Below are 20,760 nucleotides of genomic sequence, written 5' to 3' on the forward strand. Positions count from 1 at the left end.
CTTATCTCGATGTCTGGAGTACTTCAGAATTATCCGAACTGATTTCCAGCGGGAAACGCGTCTTGCGGAACGGGCACAAAATAATCTCTAACAATCGAAACGAAAATCGCGATTATAGCCATGCAATGGAACAAGAAGTCGGGAAAATTGATAGTACGCAAGCAGGTCAGAATCAGTTGAAAACTTTGATCAATCTGACGAATACAATCGTCGAAAAATCACAAGAAGCTGAGCGGCAGTTGAAGGAAGCGGAAACTCAAATTGCCGAAATGCGGAAGAAACTAAATGAAGTAACGCAACAAGCGGAGACAGATCAACTAACCGGACTACCCAATCGCTGGGCATTTGAAGATTATCTGAAAAATGCGCTTCTACGATCGAAAGAAGCATTTGAACCCCTGACGGTCGCATTCATCGACATCGACAACTTCAAACTGATAAACGACAACCATGGTCACGAGGCAGGCGACAGGGTTCTTCAGCGGGTGGCAAAATGTCTTGACGCTATGTCTGACAATAAATGCCATTTGGCGCGGCACGGCGGAGAAGAGTTTGTTATACTATTTCTTGATAAAACCTCGCGCCAAGTTTTCGAAATAATAGACAATGCAAGATCTGAACTTGCTGAACATAATTTTATGAATCGCGAAACGAATGAAAGAATCGGATCTATAAGTTTTTCTGCTGGGATTGCTTCGCTAGCGGGCGATGGCAATTCACGTCTTATGCTCCGAAGAGCAGACGCCGCTTTATACTCGGCCAAGCAAAATGGTCGAAACCAAGTCGTTATTGATCAATCTGAGTTTGTTCATTGATGTTTAGGCCTGAAGACAGCGACATTGTCCTTTATATTCCATCCGATCAAATGGCGGAATTCAGGAGATAGAAACTTCGCGCTAGACGACAGAAACTGCGGCATTTCCGGAACGTCCGTTTTGGTGTTCCGTCCATTTGGTTCGAATGACCGAAACTGGGTAGGAAGCAATCCGGCTGCTATTGGCCTGCGTCACAAAGAAAGCAGATGTTTAGCTCGCGGCCCCGGTCGCGGACATGCGCGTGTGTTCGACAGGCCTATTGGCGATCAATGTTCGCTCATTTCGGCTCTCAGAACATTTCCAAACGATATTCGATCTGCGAGACTGCATAGGTATCGCCATGAGGCTCGATGCTGATCAGGAGATAATCTTCCCTCCTTTCATCCTTGAAGTAGAAAACATCAAAATTATGGTCCTCGACCTGGATTTTTATCATATTCCAGCGGGACATTATTGCCTTCAGATTGAATGCTTCAATTGAATCGAGCTCAGGCGGCACTGTGCAATCCGGGTTTTCCCAATTGTACGTGGCTTCAAATGGAAACCCGGTGTCGACATCGCTGGCGGGCAGCAGGTCAACATGCCCGGTCGTGACGGCTGAGCACTCGCTTTCGACCGAATAGACGAAGGAAATCTGCGGTTTCAGCAGGTCGGCCACTGGCGCGCTGTCGCGCAATCGGCCCGCAAATATTTCGACAAAGGCGAGCCTTTGCTGATTTACGGGCTCGTCGAAATCGTCTGATGGAAGCTCGACTGGCGATGCGTCTGTCTGCTGTTGGGGCGTCGCTGCCGCATCTACCGCCATGGCGGTCACATCTTGCACCATTTCAGGCCGGGTCGAACACAGGCCGAGATTGTCGAAATAGGTCCGCGCTGCCGCCGCATCGCCCGCCAATGCCAGCCCCAGCAGGCGATCGGCCTCGTCGGCACCATCGCGAGAGGCGGGATGGTCGCGATCCTCCGTGATGAAAAAATCGACCGCATTCATAGCGGCGGGGAGCTGCAACTGCTCTATGAAGGCATCCGCAGCGGGTTCCGGGAAGATGCCGTAACGCAACGCACCCGCGTGGACCATCCAACGACCGCTGCACCGCGCTGCGTCCTTCATGTTGAAGACCATCGGAGTCCTCTGCTCGCCTTCGGCGAAGCCGGCTATGGCAGTTTCCCAGTCAAGCGCCGCAGGTTCGCTAGCCGACACTGCGACGGCGGATAGCGCTGCGGCGGCGGCAGTGGCGATGAACCAGCTGCGAAACGTCAGCGAAGCGTTCAAGGTCGATTCCCCATTTCACATTTCGCTCCTTCCAGGATACGCCAGTCATTGGAAGCGCTGGACACATAGTGGTCTCGTGTGACACCTGGAAGGATTTCCCACTTGCCTTGAAAACGGTCATAGGGGACCGCTGAAATATGGAGGCAATGCTCCCCTTCCCAGCGGTCTATCCGCCAATCGTACATCGGATAGAGCGGCGGCCCGGCATTGACAATATAGGGCTCGAGCATGTTTCCGTGGGTTTGCCAGATCGCAAAGCCTTCAAAACCGCCATAATTTGCATCGGACCGTTGTAACGTCGCAAATTTGCTGCCGTCGGGCGAAAAAAGCGGTCTGGAGCCTGTATCGATCTCGCGACCCTGGCGGGCCCGGTCGATCAGTACATAGCCGAAGGCCTCAAGACCGATCCAGTCGAAGCCGAGGAAACGCTCGCCAAATCGCTCGAGATTGGTGGCCTCGAACATCCACGCGGTTTCCACGCAATAGGTCCTGCTGTGCTCGGTCCATATCGCGATCCAGTTGCGCGAAGATGTGGCAATGCCCTGCCAGTCGGCTGGCAGGGCGACGGGTTCTACGCGGTCTGTTGTGATATCCGGATCACTCGGCAGGTCGTCGCAAATGGAGATGTCCGGCGCTTCGGTAGCAAGGGCGGGAGTCGCTTGGGCGAGGGCTATCGCCGCGAGGGCGGAACTGCACGCCATCATCGGACAGTATATTCTGCGCATCAGCTTTGGCCTCATCCTGATTACTCCCGTTGCGTGCGTTCTGGCGTGTTTTCATAAGGTTAGCAATCAGGTTTACAAGGAAAATGGCTAAACGTCCGCAATTGAGGTGAAAGCAGATTGACAGCTGCTACATCCGCGATCGCCCTTGTCCGCCCTCAGCCGGAGTCCTCAGTAATCCTTGCTAACCCGCACGTTTGCGCTTTGCCGGCCCAGCGTCGAGATGCTCGACAGGATAGATAGCCAGCGGGTGATCTGGAATTCGAGGCTGGTCGCGCTATAGCCTTTGCCGTCGGTGATCAGCTCGACATAGGCGCGGCGGGTAATATATTTGCCCGCGGCAATCGAGGTGCCCGCACCGGTGGTGGTATCGGACGGCAATATCCGCAGGCGATCCAGCCCGACCGCCTTGCGCAACTGGTTGATCGGATCAAGCCCGCCGCCGCTGTTTAGCGATGCTACCGCGGCGGCCAGCTGGACCGCCTCGGGGGCAGACAGATCGGAGATTGATGCACCGAACAGGACCCGCGACAGCAACTCGTCTTCGGGCAGAGCCGGGACGCTGGTAAAAGCAATTTCGGGCTGGTTGCCGGTGCCGGTCACGTTGATCGTTGCGTTCAGACCGGTCAGATTGGCCTCCGCCTCGATATCCAATATCGGATTGACCGGCTGGTTGCCGACGAAGCGGATCCGTCCCCGCTCGAGCCGGAAGCGCCGGCCGGCAAAGGTATAATTGCCCTGAACCAGATTGGCGGTACCGACCATGGCGAAATTATCGACCGGTCCGGTTATCTTGAGATTGGCATTCCATTCGCTGTCCAGTCCCAGGCCCTCGACCCGCAGCCGGTTGGGAACATCCGCCGTGAGCGCGAAACGCCAGGGACGACTGCGGATTAGCGGCGGCCGCTCATCGGCACGGCGATTGAACTCGCGGGTCTTGATATCCGGCAGATTGGCGGTTGCACTGGCCAGACCGAAGCGGAAATAGCTGCGGTTGAGGGTTACGTCACCGGAGATCAGACCGCCGTCGACGGAGCTGCGTATCTTGATCGGTCCGGTCACGGTTGCGGCGAAATCGTCCCGGGCGATCAGCGCCGCCTGCTGGGCATTGACGTCCATCACGATGCCGATGCCCTCACCGGGCGCAACGGCAAAATCGAAACTGCCGCTGCCGCTGACCGTTCCGCCACCGGCGGTAGTGCCGGTCAATTTGGGCAGCACCAGCCGGGAGCCGTCAAACCGGCCGACCGTCTTGATATTGGAAATGACCGTGCCGGTCAGCGGGCTCTCCAGACGGGCATTGCTGGTCCGGACCAGACCCTTGATCTGCGGATTGGCAAGGCTGCCGCTGACATCGGCGCTGGCCGCAACCGGCCCGGTCAGATCAAAGGTCTCGACACCGGTCAGCCGCCAGATACTTTCCGCACCGCCGCTGAAACGGGCCTGGGCGAACAGCGGCTTGTTCAGCAGTTCGTTCTGCCAATTGCCGCCACCCAGACCGGTCACCCGTCCCTGGAACCGTCCGATGGTTTTTCCAGCCGGGGACTTGATGATCCCACGCGCCGCCGCATTGCGCTGGGTGACCGCGATATTCAGGCCGAGATCGACCGGTTCGGAGGTCAATATCAGGCCCGATCGGGTCAGCCCCTTGATCGTCAGCTTGGCTTCGCCAACCGGCACTTGCGAACCCGACTGGTTGAGTTTGACGGTGCCGTTGACGGTCCCGCCCAGCCCGAGATCGGGAACGCCGATATCGACCAGCGACAGCGGCATTTTTGTCAGCGCCATCACCAGATTCGAACTTCCGCTGCCCCATCGTCCGGACATACGGGCGCTGCCGCTACCATAGTTGATGGTCGTCGGAGAAATCGTCCAGCCGTCGCCGGACCGCCGGAGTTCGAGTTTCTGCGTCAGACGAAGGCTGCGTCCTTCAAACCTGCCGTTGCCGGTGATCTGATAGCGATCCGGCGTAATATCGGCTTTTGCCTGGAATTCGAACGTGCTGCCCCGTGTCCCGGCGATGGTGAAGGTTGCCGTGCCGAAGCCGTCGGTCAGCTTTGCATTGGCAGCGATGCGGCCGACGATCAGTTCGCCACGGCTGATCCCCTGCGCGCGCAAGGTCGCGTCGATATTCGACTTGCCGTCGATCAGGACAATATCGGCGTCCAGCACGGCGGTGCGAATGAAGATCGGCGGGTTGCCATCGAACCGGGCATTTTCTGCCTTGAGATTGGCGCGGATCAACTGCCGTCCGTCGCCGGGGCGGAACAGCACATCGCCGTTCACGCCACCGCCGCTGACAGCGAGCGTTCCGGCAAGGCCCCGGGCGGTGGACCGGATCGTGCCGGTCGCCAGCGTTTCGGACACCAGCAAGCGATCAACCCGTACCGCGGTATCCTGACCCGCTACGGTCAGGATCGTGCCGTTGCTGGTGAACGGACCGAGCGTGGAGCCCCCGGCGGCGACATAGGCAAATCCGGCCTTCACCGGATCAAGCTTCAGGCTGACCGCCGACAGACCGGCTGCAGGCAGCGGGCTGTCGAGCAGCAAGGCGATCTTCGGCCGGTCGAGCGGTCCGTCAAGTTTCAGATCGAAGCGGCCATAGCTGTCCTGTCTGCCGGAGCCCTGGAAGGCAAAGGTCGCCGCGCCGGTCTGCTTGCCCGAACCCCGGAAAGAGATTTTGGGAGCCTTTACCGCCAGATCGGAAAATCGCAGAAGTCCGTCCGGACCAAGGGCAAGCCCGGTTTGCAGTTCCGGCAGACCACCCGCCAGTTCGCGAAGGAAAGCAATATCGAAGCGCCGCAGCTTGGCATTGACCTCGCCGTCAACCGCCAGGCCCGACGGCGCGGGGCCCAGATTGATCCGGGCGATGATATCGGCCACCCCGACGCCCTGCACCGCAAAGCCGGGCGCATTGGCATCGATATTGACAGCAAAATCACCGGTCGAGGGACGCAGTTCGAGATCCAGTGTCCCTTTTGCAACATTGGTCGCGACGCGGGCGCGCTCGGCGAACAGCAGATCCTGTTCGTAACGCAGCAATGCGGTCGCGCTGAAACCGGAGAGCAATTGTTTGAGCAATTCGCCATTGCCGATCACCGTCCCGACAGACAGCTCGACCGGAATGTCCCAGCCGGTCGCATCGCGCTGTCCCTCGCCCTCGCCGCGCACATTGGTCAACAGGGTCTTGCCCAGCGCGAGTTGCGGCGCGGTCAGCAGATATTGATAGCGCAGTTCGGGAAATTTGCCGTTCAGCAACGCCTTCAGCTCGAAATCCTGCGCCTTCATATTGGCCGCCAGCGCGGACGGATCGAGCAGCCTTGTCTCCAGCCGCATCGCGTCGAGACTGTTGCGTCCGAGATCGATCCCGCCCTTTGCGGTAAAGGACAGAGCGGCCGAACGGGCATCGAGATCCAGCGTCACGAGACGGTCCGCGAGACTTGCGCTGCCCTTGATCGCGAGATCGGGCGACGCCATTTTCTGGGCGATGCCTTCGGGCATTAGCGCGGCAGTCAGGGTGCCGTCATAGGCAAACAGGCCGTCCTTCGCCTCGAGCGCGAGCTGCGCCAGCGGTTCGCCATTGCCGAGCGCGTTGAGCTCGCCATTCCATTTCTGCCAGCTACCGTCGCCTTTCAGGGTGACAACCAGATCCTGATCCCGCCCGAGCATAGCCGCCAGCACGCCGCCTGCCGGAGCGATGACTTCCGCATCGATATCGAGCTTTTCGCGATCCGGTTCGACATTCAGGGCGAGCAGCAATTTGTCACCGCTGCGCGTGGTTGCAGCATCCAGATGCACCATCGCGCGACCCGCCCGGATATCGGCTGAACCGGACAGATCGGCATATTGTTCCGACCCCGCTACAGCTTCCCCGAGCGCCAGATTGTCGACGCGAAAGGCGCCGACATAAATGTCAAAGTCCGGGAGCAGCGGCTGGTCTTCGCCGCTGTCGATCAATGTCGGCAAGCGGTCGAGCCGGGCCTTTGAGATGACCGCGGCCGAGATATTCAGCTCGTTGAATATCCACGCCAGCGGGTTCCAGTCGACCGCGACCGCTCCGGCGGAAAAAAACCGCCCCTCCGGGTCGCTCAGTTCAAGCCCCTGCACCAGCGCTTCACCATAGATGGATCCGTCAATATCCGCGATCCCGATGCGCAGACCGCTGTCGGGTTCCAGCGCTTCGACCTGATCGATGATATAGCGATGTCCGGAATCGCTATCCAGCCACAGCGCCGCGCCGATCAAACCGGCGATCACCAGCACCCCCAATGCCAAAAGACTGCGCATCGGCCAGCGCCATGTCATCAGTCCGGATCGGGGTTTTGCGGCTCCTTCGGTCATCTAGAACGCCTGTCCGAGCGAAACATAGACCGCGATCCGGGAGTCACCCGCTCGCGGATTTATCGGGGTGCCGACATCGATCCGGATTGGGCCAAAGTCGCTATAATAGCGGATGCCGAGACCGGCACCATATTGCATGCCGGACAAACCCGGGGTGCTGCTGGAGTAGACATTGCCCGCGTCGATGAACGGCACGACGCCAAAATTACCCCCGAACAAGCCGGTCCGGACGCGTGCCTCGAGCGAAAATTCGACCAGCGAACGACCGCCGATTGGATCATCATTGGCATCGAGCGGTCCGACCGTTTGATAGCTGTAACCGCGCACCGAACCACCGCCGCCAGAATAGAGCCGGCGGGACGGTGCGATGCGGTTGGTACCGGCACCGGTAATCGTTCCCACACGCGCGCGTCCGGCCAGCACAATTTTATCCGAGACCGGGAAATAGGCGCTGCCATCAACCTGGCTACGAACGTAGAAAAAGCTGCCGCCCTGAAGCGATGCTTCGGGAGCAACACGGGCACTTAAGCGGAAGCCGCGGGTCGGATCGAGCAGGTCGTCACTAGCGTCGAAAGTGACCAGTCCCGGTAACGAACCGATAAAATAGGTTTCCGCGCCGCTCGCAGCCGTAACTCCGGTGACATCCGTTTCCCGCGACGCCAGCAGTTCGAGACCCGCCGACCAGCTCCAGCGTTTCTGATAGATGAGATTGCTCTGCCGCTCGATATTCGCGGCGACGGAAAATGTCTTGGCATCATAGGCTGCGCTATCGACAAAACTCAACGCGGTGAGTCCGTTCAATATATTGTCACGCCGCCGGAAATTGTTGCGGCGATAGGCGATGCTTCCCGATTGCTCCTGCGTCGCCAGCACGCCGGTCACCCGGATCAGCCCTTCCGGCGGAAAGAGATTCCGGTGCTCCCAGCTGACTTCCGAGCGGATTCCTTCGCCGGTGTCATAACCGATTTCGCCGGCAATGGTCCGCAGCGGGGCCGGGGTCAGGGCAACGGCGATATCCACTGCGGCCGGATCTTCTGACTCCATCGGGTCGATAGTGAGCGTCGAAATCAGCCCGGTCGCGATCAATGCTCTGCGCAAGTCCTCGAGATCCGACGCCTGATAAATATCGCCGGGATCGAAACGGGCAATCATCTGCACATGATCGGCATCGAACAGATCGGTCGGCGCCAGCACGATGGACCCGAAATTATATTTGCCACCAGGGACGACCGTCACGGCAAGATCACCAAGCCGTTCGGCATGGTCTATTTCCAGCTCCGGCTCGCCAGTCTTCGCGAACGGATAGCCATTTTCCGCCATGGCAAGATTGAGCCGGCCCTTGGCGTCCATGATCCGGTCACTGTTGATGACATCGCCCGGCTGCAACCCGAAGCTTTCCCGGAATGTCTCGGGATCAGGCGTGACCGCTGTTTCGAACCCGGGCAAGGCGATAGCGTCCAGTTCATATTGCGGGCCCGGCTGTACGTTGATCACCACGGTCAACCGCTCCGCACCATCAGCCTCGAACCGGGTCTGGACCACGGCATCATAATAGCCTTCGATCCGCATCAGCCTTTCGACAAGCTCTTCGTCGCTTTGCGCGCGCCGTCTTATCTGGGCGAAATTGGCATCGTCGTCCTGATATTGTTCCAGAACCGACAAGGCGTCGAAGCGGGTAGCAAAGGCTTCGCCGATCGTCTCGGGCAGGCCTTTGAAGCTGACCCGATAGGCAGTTTCTGCCAGCGCATCGGTCGGCCGGAATTCGTTCTGCCGCAAATCGTCGGCCAGAAGTTCATCGCTTGCGGGCTGCTCCGGATCATCGTCCGCATCCGTCGCCGACAGGTCTGTTGCGCCTTCCTGTACGATTTCCTCTTGGGCTTCCTGATCGATCTCGTCGAAAACCGGGTCCGCTACCTGATCGAGATCGGGCCATTCGACCCCGAAGTCCGGGAATTCGGTCAGTGCCTGATCCGGGTCGAGCGGCTCCTCAATGTCCGGCTGATCTGGCAGGACAGCGATCGACTGGTCGTCCGATTGTGCATAGACTGGCCGGATGGGAGAACCCATAGCCAAGATAACCAGCATGCCGAGGCAGCTACGAAAAGCGATCAGACCCATTGCAAACTCTTTAGCTGGTGATGAATCGCGAAGCCAATGAATAAGAATGAATAAGGTTCCCTTTCCGACAAGCGTTTCTTTTTGCGGGATATTCCGTAAAGCCACCATCCGGCTGCCAATTTCATAGCCCATTTTAATCTTTCATTAACCAAGATACCCCATATTTTCAGGTTAACAGAGACTGGTCGCTTCTGGCCGGTCAGCCATTGTTCAACAGGATCGCTGAAAATGTCGAATATGCGTAAGATTTTGATCGAAGCCGCCATGGTCACCGGTGTATTAATGGCCGGATTGACGGCATCTCAGGCGGCAAATGCAACGCCGCTTTCGGTCGCCCTCCAGTCCGCTGCAACCGACCCGCGGGCCGATGTCAAAATTGACAGCAAGATAATGGTCGAACGGATCGATGCATCGGAATCCGGCAAAACAGCGACCAAGCTGGTTGATCCAGCGACCGTTAAAGTCATTCCTGGCGACAAATTGCTGTTCATCAACACCTATCGCAACACCGGCGACAGTGCAGTGACCGGATTCGTCGTCAACAACCCGGTCCATTCCGCCGTGGCCTTGATCGAAGTTGTCGAGGACTGGGCTCTGGTATCCGTCGATGGTGGCACGAATTTCGGCAAATTGTCCGAGCTCAGCGTAACGGAAATGGTGACTGCTGCCGCAGAAGAAGGAGCTGAAGAAACGGCTGCCCCCGTGCAGACCACACGTCCGGCAGTCGCATCCGATGTCACGCATATCCGCTGGGTTCTAGCTTCACCCATTGCGCCCGGCGCTTCCGGTGAACTGCGCTTTCGCGGCGTTGTCAAATAGCGCCTTAGCTGCGTTCAACCCTGGTCACATTCCCAAAGCACATCACTGACTCCGATCAGTCGCGCCAGCCGCGTCAGCTCAGCGTCCAGCTTCGCTTTCCGACCAGCTGACCAGCGCGCTCCCGGTTCCGGCCAGAATTGCGTCACCCGCAAATGGCCTGCCGTGCGGTCGGCCTTGATTTCAATCCTGCCGACAAAGCGGTCCCGCTCCAGTATCGGGTAAACATAATAGCCCCATAGACGCTGCGCTGCGGGCACGAACATCTCGTTGCGATAGTGAAAGCCGAACAGCGCCAACAACCGGTTCCGGTCGCGCACGGCCGGGTCAAAGGGGTTGATGATGCGCAGCCGCGCGCTTGGCTCGGGCGCGTCAGACAGTCGTTGCTCGATATCGGATGGAGCGAGCGCCTTGATCCACTGCCCTTCGTGATTCTCAAACTCGACCGCAACCGTGTCCCTTGCGGATTGCGCCCAGATGCGGGTTTCCTTTGCATCGACCGCATCCCAGAAGCGCTGGATCTCGCCTAACGAACCGAAGGTCAGCCGGTCGAGCGCGTTGCGGCAGAGCCAGTCGATCTGACCCTCGTCGTCATGGATTGGTTCACGATGATGCGAGGAAATTACCCGCTCGCTGAGGTCGTAATATTTGGTGAAATTGAGCCGGTGGGAGGTGGCCAGTTCGCCGGCATACCAGAGCTGGTCCATCACCCTCTTGTGCGGCGGACGGTCCCACATCTGCTTCTTGCCCTTGACCTTGGTATCAAAGGCCTGTGTCGACAGCGGCCCTTCCGCCGCGATCCGCGCCTTTATCTCCTCGCCGCCAATTTCCCGCGTCGCTTTTTTGAAAGAGGAATAGCGCGCGACCTTGTCGCCCAGCCGCCGGAACTGGCGTTGCCACATCGGGTAAAATTCTATCGGCAGGACCGAGGCGTCGTGGGTAAAATGCTCGAACACCGCCCTGTCCTCGCCCAGCATCTTGTCGAGCATCGGTTCGCGGTAATTCTGGTTGCGGCTCCACAATATGTGATGATGAGCGCGGGTGACATTCTGGATGGTGTCGAGCTGGACATAGCCGAGGCGGCGGATCATCTCCGGCAGGTCCAGCGGCCCGGTCGGCGTCTCCGCCAGCCCCTGCGCCTGCAACCACAGCCAGCGCGCCTTCCGGTTGTCGATCCGCAGCACCACGCGATCAGACCGCGGTGGATTCGATATGCGCGACTTTCCGGTCGCGCCGGGTGGCCAATATGCAACCGATGACGATCATCGCCGCGCCGGAAACGGTGGTCAGCGTGATCGGTTCGCGGAAGAACAGCCAGCCGAAGATCGCGGCCCAGATGAAAGCGCTATATTCGAGATTGATCAGATTCTGCGCTTCGGCCCGCGCGTAGCCCCAGGCGATGAACACCGCCGAGATGATCGACAACAGGGCAGCGGCACCGATATAGGGCAGCGACTGCATGTCCGGAACAACCGCAAAAAACGGTGCGAGCAGCAGGAAGGACGCGCCGACGACGAGATTTTGCGCGAAGCTGATCTCGATCGGACCGGCGAGCAGCGCCTGCTGCCGCTGGATCACCAGATTGCCGGCATAGAGTACCGCCGACACAAGTATCGCGCCGATACCGAGCAGCGCCTCTTTTTCAAACGTACCGCTCGCCCTGCCCCACGCGATCACCAGCACCCCGGCAAAGCCGAGAGCCGAGGCGTAGATGGCGTTGCGGTGGATGGTCTCGCCGAGGAATACCGCCGCGAGATAGAGCGCGATAATCGGTGCAATGAACGACAGCGCGATGGCTTCGGCCAGCGGCACCCGCGCCAGGCCCCAGAAGAATAGATAGGACATGAATACGATGATGATGCCGCGCTGCAGATGAACCTTGCGGGCGGCCTTGCCGGGCATTCTCGGGCGACGGGCAAAGAAGACCACCGAGACGATCACGAACGCGAGCAGCACCCGCCAGAGGATCGCGTTATAGGCGCCCAGCTCTATTGACAGGCTTTTCATCGCCACGTCCATCATCGCGAATGTCAGCAGGCCGAAAAGCACCGAACCCGCCGGCAGCAGGATCGGACCATTTTCTGGCTGGCTATCGGCTGCTATTAGATCGGGCATATTTCATTCCATCAGCCTGATGCTGTTGCCGGACGCAGTGCTTCGACAAGCTCAGCACGAACGGAATTTCAAGACGCGATGCTTATCGCCGGATCATCGAAAATGGCAAGCGGGATCAGAGGCCCATTTGCCGGACCGCGAGATCGCGCATGATTTCTTCAGAGCCGCCGCCGATCGCCATGACCTTGACCTCGCGGTAGAAACGCTCGACCGGATTGCCGCGCAAATAGCCGGCGCCGCCGAGAATCTGCATTGCTTCGCTGGCGCAGAACTCGAGATCCTTGGTTGCGCTGAACTTGGCTTTGCAGATTTGCGCAACCGGCATTTCACCCTGATCGGCGAGCCAGCAAATCTGGTTGAGCCAGCCGTCGAGCCGGTCAACCCGCGCCGACATGTCGGCGATCTTGTGGCGGATCACCTGATGCTTGATCATCCGCTTGCCGAAGGTTTCGCGCTGCTGCGCATAGTCGATCGAATATTCGAGCAAGACCCGCATCATGCCGAGAGACTGGGCAACCATCCCTAGCCGCTCGTGGTTGAAATTATGCATGATCTGGATGAAGCCACGCCCTTCCTCGCCGAGCATATTCTCCGCCGGGACGCGCACTTCGTCGAAATAGAGCGAGGCCTGATCCGAAGCCCACCAGCCCATTTTCTTGTCGAGCGCGGTGCGGGAGAAGCCCTCGGCGTCGGCGTCGACCAGAAACAGCGTAATGCCGTTCAGGCCTTCGCCGCCAGTGCGCGCGCCGATGACATAATGGTCGGCGGTCATGCCGCCGGTGATGAAGGTCTTGGCCCCGTTGATCACCCAGTGATTGCCGTCCTGCCTTGCGGTGGTCTGCATATTGGCGACGTCCGACCCGCCGCCGGGTTCGGTGATGCCAAGGCTGGAGCCCTTTTTGCCAAGCACGATATCCTTCAGGATGCGGTCCTTGATATCCTGCGACGCCAGCTTGTGGATCGGGCCGATCGAGATCGAACGGCCGCCGAGCGCCGCCAGCGTGCCACCATTATGCGCCCGTGCCGCTTCCTCACCCCAGGCAGCGCGCATGAAAATATCGTCCATGCCGAGCCCGCCATATTTTTCGTCAACGCCAAAACCCCAGACGCCGAGCGCGCCGGCTTTTTCGTGAACCTCCCAGGGGATTTCGCCCGCTTCGTCCCACTCATTGGCAAAAGGCTGCAATTCGGTCTCGGCAAAGCGGCGGCAGGTTTCGCGGAATTGTCGGCGCTCGTCATTGTCAAAGGGGCGTAGCATCTGTGTCTCTCCAGCGATTTAATCGTCTGGTTAAACTTCTATCGCTTCCAGCGCCAAGCGCAAGGGGGATGGTAGAGAAACCGGTCGCCTTGTAGCGCGGTCGACATAGACATGGGTAAAACTGCCCGCGGCCGAAGCGACGTCCTCGTCCCCGCGGAACAAGCCGACGCCATAAGTGACGCTGCTGTTGCCCAGCCGGTCGACCCGGATACGGGCGGTCACATCGTCGGGAAAAGCGATGGGGGCGAAATAGTCGCAGCCGGTGTTGACGACCAGACCGATAGTGTCACCCTCGGTAATGTCGAGCGCGCCCTGCTCGATCAGATAGCGGTTTACCGCAGTGTCGAACCAGAGATAATAGACCGCATTATTGACGTGGCCATAAGGGTCATTGTCATTCCAGCGCGTGGTAATCGTGCAGCCGGTGCGATAGTCGCTGCGGACCGGTGGTTCGACTCTGGCGGCTTTACCAGGCGGCATCATAGATCCTCTGCGCGTCGGCCAGCGTCACCGCTCTGGGATTATTATCCAGCAAGCGGCCTTGCAGCATCGCCGCTTCGGCCAGTTCGGTCGTCGCATCCTGTGCGATACCGATCTCGCGCAGCTTCCGCGGTGCCTTGACCTTGACCGCCAGCGCCTCAAGATAGTCGATCAATTGCTGCGCCCGCGCTTCGCTGCTGTTCTCGCTGCCGCGCGGCAGGTCGAGCGCATCGGCGAGCTCGGCGTAGAGCGGCGCGGCGGCTTCGAGGTTGAACTGCATGACATAGGGCATGACCAGCGCGTTGGAGAGGCCGTGCGGGATATGATAAATGCCGCCGAGCGGATAGGCGAGCGCGTGGATCGCGCCGACCGGACTGTTGGCAAAAGCCTGTCCGGCGAGCATCGAACCGCGCAGCATCGCTTCGCGCGCCTGCATATTCTGCCCGTCGGAGCAGGCGGTTTCGATATGGGCGGTGAGCAGTTTCAATGCCTCGATCGCGAGCATATCGGAGACCGGATTCTTGCCGTTGCGGCTGGTGTAGGATTCAATCGCATGGACCATCGCATCGATACCCGTCGCGGCGGTCACATTGGCGGGAAGGCCAAGGGTCAGGGCCGGATCGAGCAAGGCGACATCGGCGACAAGATGCGGCGAGATGATGCCCGCCTTGGTGGTTTCACCAGTGGTCAGGATCGAAATGGCGGTGACTTCCGATCCCGTACCGGAGGTGGTCGGGATCAATATGGTCGGCAGGCCTTTGCGTTCCAGCAAACCGATGCCGTAAATATCCGCAAGCTTTTGGGCGCCATCAACCGCGAGGGCAGCGACCACCTTGGCAGTATCAAGCGAACTGCCGCCGCCCAGCCCGATAACGATATCGGCACCAGCGATTTTGGCCGCTTCGATGGCTTGCAAGACAATCGCTTCCGGCGGGTCGGCAATCACGGAGTCGAATATCGCGACCTCGAGACCGGCAGTCCGCAAGGTCTGCTCAACCGGAGTGATCAGGCCCGCATCGACAATGCCCTTGTCGGTGACGATCATCGGTCTGGATGCCCGCAAGGCGGCGATCTGGCCGGGAAGTTGGGCGAGGCAACCTGCGCCAAAGTGGAGCACGGGGACGGTCTGGAATATAAAGTTTTTCATGGCTCAAGTCTTTTGCACCTATGGTTCTGCCACGCAATAAAAAGGGGCCGGAAATTCCGGCCCCTGCTCGCCTGGTGACGAAAAGCCACCGGATTTAGATCGCTTCTAGAACTTGCCGCGAAGCGTCAGGCCATACATGCGCGGCTCCTGGACAAAGGCCGAGCGTGATGCTGCAGCTCCAGAGCCGCGAAGTACGGTGTTGAATGTCACGCCCCGCGTCACTTCGTTGGTCAGATTGGTGACCCACGCTTCGATGCCCCATGCATCGTCAATATCGCCGATACCAGCCCGCATGTTGATCTTGATATTGCCGTCCTGGACATCGAACGGAACCAATGGGGCCGCAGCGACAGCAGCCTGAACGCTGCCAGCTGTAGCAATATCCGTCGCGCTCGGGACGACAATTGCCTGAGTAGACGTCCGGCGATCGCTTTCCATGCGCACCTGACCGTTCACGAAGAACTTCATGCTGCTGCCGAGATCACGATCATAGGTTGCGCCCATGATGCCGACCCATTTGGGCGCGTTGGTCAGCGAATTGCCACAGAGCGACAATACGTTGGCTGACGTTTGCGTACCGGCACAATCCTCGGGATAGCGCGCGTCGGTGTAAGTCAGACCACCGTTGATGGTGAAATGATTGCTTGGACGCGCCAGCATTTCCAGTTCGACACCGGTGGATTTGGCCATCGGAACGTTGAATGTGGTAAACTGGGCCCCGGTGAATTCCAGCACTTGGAAATTGCTGAATTCTTCGTGGAAACCGGCGATATTCACCGTCACAGCATTGTCGAGGAACTTGCCCTTGAAACCGATTTCATAAGCATCGACTTCTTCCGACAGAAAGCTCGGGTCGCTGCCGCCGACCGCCGCGGTGGAGTCCAGATTGAAGCCGCCGGATTTATACCCGTGCGTAAAGCTGGCATAAATCGTGACCGGAGACGCAAAATCATAGCTTATCTTACCGGTGTAGATCAGCTCTTCATCGCCGAACGTCCCGTTAAATGTACGCGGAAGCGGGACAGCAACGGCCTGGGGCAGATCAGCCGGCGCGGTGAACGCGAAACAACCGGTTCCGAACAGGCCATTGGCCAGGGCAGAGCCGCCTGCCAAAGGCGGAGCCGGCGCAGCGCCAGCAGGCGGAGCGCCCAACAGGTTGCTCAGGATTGCCGGGCAGAGCGCATTGTTCACCGACGGCTGGGAAAAGCTACCGTCCTTGCTTTCATCCGAATAACGCAGACCAACTGTAAGTTTCAGTCCCTCTGTCACTTCCAGTGTATTATGGGTGAAGATCGACCAGCTTTTGCTGCTTTGCGCATAAGCATTAGTTGCCCGAACGGTCGCAGCGTCGACACCGCCGGAGAAGAGCGCAAGCGGAGCCGGGCCAGCGGCGCCGCCAAATAAAGCACCCACCAGCGCGTCATAATCTTCGCCGAGACCAAAATTGACGACCTGACTGATATCCTCGTCGGAATAATATCCGCCGACCAGCCAGCTTAGTGCGCCATCAAGAGCATCGCCCTGCAGACGCAATTCGTGCGTCATCGTGTCAATGGCCGTTCCGCCGCCAGGCAGGACGTTAAAGATGTCCAGACCGGAGAAGTCCGAATCATAGGATTCGCCTGCCCGGAACTCGCGATAGGACCCGATGTAGATCAAATCGGCTGCGTCACCGACGGGAACTTCGACCTCGGCCGTTACGCCCCATTGATCATTGCTGTTCATCGACTGATAGCTTTGTGTCGCAATGCGATTGTCGACAGCACGCTGCATCGTCGTCGTGTCAAACGGGTTTACCGCAACATCCGGCCCAGCCATGCCGCCCCGGGCACCAAGGCCGACCAGACCGAAAAATCCGGCCGTTTCGACAGGAGACTGATATAATTCTACCGCCGCACAGCAGCTGGCAGTGCTTTTGGAATAATCAGCAATCAGACGTCCGCTAATGCCACCTTCGGTTTCGAAACCAAGCTGGCCGCGGATCAGATATTGATCGCTATTGTTGGATTCACCGTTCGTCGCTCCGGTGGCGTCGATGGCGGTGACATAACCGTCACGCTTGCGATATGCGCCGGTCACGCGAAGCGCCAATGTGTCTTCAATGATCGGAGCGTTGATCGCACCCTGCACACTCATATGGTCGTAATTACCATAGGTCGCGTTAACAAAACCGCCAAAATCATTGAGATCCGGGCGCCGGTTGGTGATGTTCAAGGCACCCGCGGACGTATTCCGTCCAAATAAAGTGCCCTGCGGTCCGCGCAGAACTTCGACGCGTTCCACGTCAACAAATTCACCAAGCGCAACACCAGGGCGCGATTGATAGGCACCGTCTACAAAAATACCGACAGCGGATTCAAAACCGATGTTGTTGGAAGTGGTACCGACACCGCGAATACGAAGCACAACCGTTCCGGACGCTGTTTGCGCGTTCGAGGTCGAGAAGCTTGGTGATACGCTGCCGATATTCTGCACGTTCACCACGCCCTGCTGCTCGAGCTGAACCGAGCTGACGGCGGTCACGGCGATAGGAATGTCCTGGACGTCCTGTGCGCGGCGGGTTGCCGTCACGATGATCACATCATTGTCGAATGTTTCCACTTCCTGAGCAGCATCCTGCGCAAAAGCGGGGGTGGTCATAGCGGTGCTGCAAAGCGCCGCCATGAGAAGTTTGTTGAAGCTTTTCATTTATACTCTCCCGTTGGAATCGCTGCCGTCATCGCCATTTTCCCTGGGGGCTGGCTTGTTTTTACGACTGCGCTACACATAATAAGTCCTTGAACGGGACAATTTAATCAAGCGTCAAGGGCAGAAATGGGCCGATTCAAACCATATCGTTGCAAAAATGCGACACCTGTTTGTCGCTGGCAGACCATATGTATAGAAACTGCAATGCACATTGAAACGCGCAACGAGCGTGGAGTGGAGCGAGCCGCAATCGGGAAATTATCGGGTTACGGCGGAAGGGAAATCCTACGCTCATATCTTCGCCACGCGTGATTCAAGCAGCCAAAAAAAGGGGGCCGGAAAATCCGACCCCCTCATAATCCGGCAAGATGACATCAGGTCACCGCCGTTGTTTTGATGCTAGAACTTGCCGCGAAGCGTCAGGCCGTAGCTGCGAGGCTCCTGAACGAAAGCCGACCGCGAACCGGAACGCAACACCGTGTTGAACGTCACGCCACGGGTCACTTCGTTGGTCAGGTTGGTCACGAACGCTTCAATGCCCCAAACGTCATCCTGGCTACCGATACCGGCGCGCAGGTTGATCTTGACGTTGCCATCCTGGGTGTCGAACGGAACCGGGATCATCGACGCAAGATCGGAAGGATCCACGGCCTGCGTTGACGTCCGTTGGTCGCCTTCCAGCCGCACTTGCGCGTTCAGGAAGTATTTCAGGTTGTTACCAATGTCATTGGTATAGGTAGCGCCTACAATACCGACGATATCCGGTGCGTTGGTCAGCGAATTTCCGCAAAGCGCAAGAACGTTCAACGAGGTTTGCGTACCGGCACAATCATCCGGATAGCTGGCATCGATGATCGTCATAGCAGCGTTGACCGTGAAATGGTCGCTCGGACGGATCGTCGTTTCGATTTCAACACCCTGTGTTTCCGCTTTTGGAACGTTGAAGGTCTGGAACTGGGCACCGGTAAATTCCAGTACCTGGAAGTTCGAGAATTCCTCACGGAATGCCGCCAGGTTCAAGGTCACCGCATTATCCAGGAATTTGGCTTTCAGACCAATTTCATAGGCGTCGACTTCTTCGGAAAGGAAGCGCGGATCGGCGCCGCCGGCCGCAGCGGTCGAATCGAGGTTGAAGCCACCCGATTTATAACCATGGGTAAAGCTGGCATAGATATTGACCGGATCGGCAAAAGCATAAGCCACTTTACCGGTATAGATCAGTTCCGTGTCGCTGAACTTGCTGCTGAAGGTCCGCGGTGTCGGCAACGCGGCTGCATATGCTGCGTCCGCCGGTGCGGTAAAAGCGAAGCAACCCAGTCCGAAAAACGCATTTTGCAGAGCAGCGGGTAAGCCGCTCAAAGCACCGCCGGGAGAGATTTGGCCAACAATTGCCGGACAGACCGGGTTGTTGTTTGCTCCGCTGGCGAAGCTGCCGTCTTTGCTTTCATCCGAATAACGCAGACCCAATGTCAGTTCCAACCCGTCAGTGACTTCCAGCGTATTATGGGTGAAGATCGACCAGCTTTTGCTGTTCTGCGCATATTGGTTGTTGTTGGTGATCACGTCAGGATTAAAGCCTGTGAGATTCTGAAGTGGCGTTGCACCAAAGAAAATCGGGCTCGCAGGGTTGAGGCTGGCACCGCCGGTTGCACCGCCGATAATGGCTCCAACGAGTTGGTCATAATCCGCACCGAGCGCAAAAGACACACTCTGCGAAATATCTTCCGTGGAGTAATATCCGCCAACAAGCCAGTTCAGAGCGCCGCCAAAAGCTTCACCCTGAATACGCAATTCGTGGGTCATGGTCTCGATCGACGTACGGTTGTCGGTGACATTGAAGACATCAAGCGCCGAGAAGTCGGAGTCATAGGCTTCAGCTGCGTCATATTCGCGATAAGAACCGATGTAGATCAGGTCCGCGCTATCACCGAGAGGCACTTCGATTTCGCCGGTGATGCCCCATTGGTCAAAGCGTGTCTGCGGCGCAAAGTTGGCCGTTGCAATGCGATTACTTGCTGCCGCTTCGGCGCTGGTCGTATCGGAAGAATTTACCGCAACAACCGGTGCTGCCATGCCGCCGCGGGCACCCAGTCCAACGGCTGCAAACAGGCCAGCGGTTTCAAGCGGCGATTGCAGAACTTCAACCGCAGCACAGCAACCGGCCGTGCTCTTGGAATAGTCGGCGATCAGACGTCCGCTGATGCCGCCATCGGTTTCGAAGCCGAGCTGGCCACGCACGAGATATTGGTCAGTACCGTTCGATTCACCGATTTCGGTGCCGCTACCGTCAACCACGGTCACATATCCATCACGTTCCCGATAAGCACCGGTAACGCGCAGAGCCAGAGTATCTTCAACGAGAGGAACGTTCACCGCACCCTGGATGCTCATCAAGTCACGATTGCCATAAGTGGCATTGGCGAAACCGCCAAAATCGTTCAGGTCAGGCCGAACATTCGTGATGTTCAAGGCACCGGCAGATGTATTGCGACCAAAAAGTGTGCCCTGTGGGCCACGCAACACTTCAACGCGTTCAACGTCGACAAATTCGGAAAGCGCGACGCCCGGGCGGGACTGATAGGCTCCATCGACGAAGATACCGACGGCCGATTCAAAACCGATATTGTTTGACGTCGTGCCGACACCGCGAATTCGCAGGACCACCGAACCGGACGCCAGCTGGGCGTTCGAAGCGGAGAAGCTGGAAGACACATTGGTGATCTGGCCAACACTGACAACACCCTGACGTTCCAGCTGGACCGGGCTGACCGCGGTCACGGCGAGAGGAATATCCTGCACATCCTGTGCGCGACGGGTTGCCGTCACGATGATAACATTCTCGTCAAAAACTTCTGTTTCCTGCGCTTCGTCTTGCGCAAAGGCGGGGGTGGTCATGGCTGATGTACAAAGCGCTGCCATGAGGAATTTATTGAAGGTTTTCATTTATATACTCCGTTGAACAGGCTGTCATGATTGCCGCATACCAAGGG

The 20,760-nt window shown here is 58.1% G+C and carries 13 protein-coding genes; 2 read left to right on the forward strand and 11 right to left on the reverse strand.

All coding sequences use genetic code 11. The features are described 5' to 3' along the window. Window positions 1-815: GGDEF domain-containing protein (locus AACZ86_RS14860; RefSeq protein WP_339693855.1), on the forward strand; the 815-nt coding region annotated here is incomplete at its 5' end. A 289-nt stretch (window positions 816-1,104) separates the two neighbouring features. On the opposite strand, the gene AACZ86_RS14865 is transcribed toward AACZ86_RS14860, so the two are convergent. The 4 genes from AACZ86_RS14865 to AACZ86_RS14880 form a co-directional block, all read right to left on the reverse strand. Beyond that, window positions 1,105-2,085, reverse strand: coding sequence for a hypothetical protein (locus AACZ86_RS14865; RefSeq protein WP_339693858.1), 981 nt, complete (start codon window positions 2,083-2,085; stop codon window positions 1,105-1,107). After that, window positions 2,082-2,810, reverse strand: a complete 729-nt coding sequence (locus AACZ86_RS14870) for a hypothetical protein (protein WP_339693860.1) — start codon at window positions 2,808-2,810, stop codon at window positions 2,082-2,084. The genes AACZ86_RS14865 and AACZ86_RS14870 overlap by 4 nt, the downstream gene beginning before the upstream one ends. A gap of 168 nt (window positions 2,811-2,978) precedes the next feature. Beyond that, window positions 2,979-7,148 carry a translocation/assembly module TamB domain-containing protein gene (locus AACZ86_RS14875; protein ID WP_339693863.1) on the reverse strand — a complete coding sequence of 1,390 codons (4,170 nt, stop codon included), beginning with the start codon at window positions 7,146-7,148 and terminating at the stop codon, window positions 2,979-2,981. Continuing rightward, window positions 7,149-9,266: a BamA/TamA family outer membrane protein gene (locus AACZ86_RS14880; protein ID WP_339693866.1), complete on the reverse strand. Its 2,118-nt coding sequence runs from the start codon at window positions 9,264-9,266 to the stop codon at window positions 7,149-7,151. A gap of 228 nt (window positions 9,267-9,494) precedes the next feature. Here AACZ86_RS14880 and AACZ86_RS14885 point away from each other — a divergent pair, with 228 nt between their 5' ends. Next, window positions 9,495-10,085: a hypothetical protein gene (locus AACZ86_RS14885; protein WP_339693869.1), complete on the forward strand. Its 591-nt coding sequence runs from the start codon at window positions 9,495-9,497 to the stop codon at window positions 10,083-10,085. 14 nt (window positions 10,086-10,099) lie between these two features. Here AACZ86_RS14885 and AACZ86_RS14890 read toward each other — a convergent pair whose 3' ends face one another. The 7 genes from AACZ86_RS14890 to AACZ86_RS14920 form a co-directional block, all read right to left on the reverse strand. After that, window positions 10,100-11,266, reverse strand: coding sequence for a crosslink repair DNA glycosylase YcaQ family protein (locus tag AACZ86_RS14890; RefSeq protein ID WP_339693872.1), 1,167 nt, complete (start codon window positions 11,264-11,266; stop codon window positions 10,100-10,102). Window positions 11,267-11,273: 7 nt separating this feature from the next. Continuing rightward, entirely contained in the window at window positions 11,274-12,197 is a 924-nt protein-coding gene (locus AACZ86_RS14895; RefSeq protein ID WP_339693875.1) for a DMT family transporter, read from the reverse strand. Window positions 12,198-12,312: 115 nt separating this feature from the next. Continuing rightward, window positions 12,313-13,455 (reverse strand): acyl-CoA dehydrogenase family protein, encoded by a 1,143-nt coding sequence (locus AACZ86_RS14900; RefSeq protein WP_339693878.1) that lies wholly within the window; start codon window positions 13,453-13,455, stop codon window positions 12,313-12,315. Between the two features lie 30 nt (window positions 13,456-13,485). Continuing rightward, window positions 13,486-13,935, reverse strand: coding sequence for a thioesterase family protein (locus AACZ86_RS14905; RefSeq protein WP_339693881.1), 450 nt, complete (start codon window positions 13,933-13,935; stop codon window positions 13,486-13,488). Beyond that, window positions 13,922-15,082, reverse strand: coding sequence for an iron-containing alcohol dehydrogenase (locus tag AACZ86_RS14910; protein ID WP_339693884.1), 1,161 nt, complete (start codon window positions 15,080-15,082; stop codon window positions 13,922-13,924). Before AACZ86_RS14910 ends, AACZ86_RS14905 begins: the two co-directional genes overlap by 14 nt. A 105-nt stretch (window positions 15,083-15,187) precedes the next feature. Further along, on the reverse strand, window positions 15,188-17,770 hold the full coding sequence (locus AACZ86_RS14915) for a TonB-dependent receptor (RefSeq protein ID WP_339693887.1): 2,583 nt from the start codon (window positions 17,768-17,770) through the stop codon (window positions 15,188-15,190). A gap of 399 nt (window positions 17,771-18,169) precedes the next feature. Beyond that, the gene (locus AACZ86_RS14920) at window positions 18,170-20,713 is read right to left on the reverse strand and encodes a TonB-dependent receptor (RefSeq protein ID WP_339693890.1); all 2,544 of its coding nucleotides are present in this window, start codon (window positions 20,711-20,713) and stop codon (window positions 18,170-18,172) included. Window positions 20,714-20,760: the final 47 nt, after the last annotated feature.

The sequence above is a fragment of the uncultured Parasphingorhabdus sp. genome (genome assembly GCF_963975735.1).
Taxonomy (GTDB): domain Bacteria; phylum Pseudomonadota; class Alphaproteobacteria; order Sphingomonadales; family Sphingomonadaceae; genus Parasphingorhabdus.

Coding starts and splice junctions, on each gene's coding strand:
- AACZ86_RS14870 (WP_339693860.1), bottom strand. CDS start 2,810: ATGCGCAGAATATACTGTCCGATGATGGCGTGCAGTTCCGCCCTCGCG.
- AACZ86_RS14875 (WP_339693863.1), bottom strand. CDS start 7,148: ATGACCGAAGGAGCCGCAAAACCCCGATCCGGACTGATGACATGGCGC.
- AACZ86_RS14880 (WP_339693866.1), bottom strand. CDS start 9,266: ATGGGTCTGATCGCTTTTCGTAGCTGCCTCGGCATGCTGGTTATCTTG.
- AACZ86_RS14885 (WP_339693869.1), top strand. CDS start 9,495: ATGTCGAATATGCGTAAGATTTTGATCGAAGCCGCCATGGTCACCGGT.
- AACZ86_RS14895 (WP_339693875.1), bottom strand. CDS start 12,197: ATGCCCGATCTAATAGCAGCCGATAGCCAGCCAGAAAATGGTCCGATC.
- AACZ86_RS14900 (WP_339693878.1), bottom strand. CDS start 13,455: ATGCTACGCCCCTTTGACAATGACGAGCGCCGACAATTCCGCGAAACC.
- AACZ86_RS14905 (WP_339693881.1), bottom strand. CDS start 13,935: ATGCCGCCTGGTAAAGCCGCCAGAGTCGAACCACCGGTCCGCAGCGAC.
- AACZ86_RS14910 (WP_339693884.1), bottom strand. CDS start 15,082: ATGAAAAACTTTATATTCCAGACCGTCCCCGTGCTCCACTTTGGCGCA.
- AACZ86_RS14915 (WP_339693887.1), bottom strand. CDS start 17,770: ATGAAAAGCTTCAACAAACTTCTCATGGCGGCGCTTTGCAGCACCGCT.
- AACZ86_RS14920 (WP_339693890.1), bottom strand. CDS start 20,713: ATGAAAACCTTCAATAAATTCCTCATGGCAGCGCTTTGTACATCAGCC.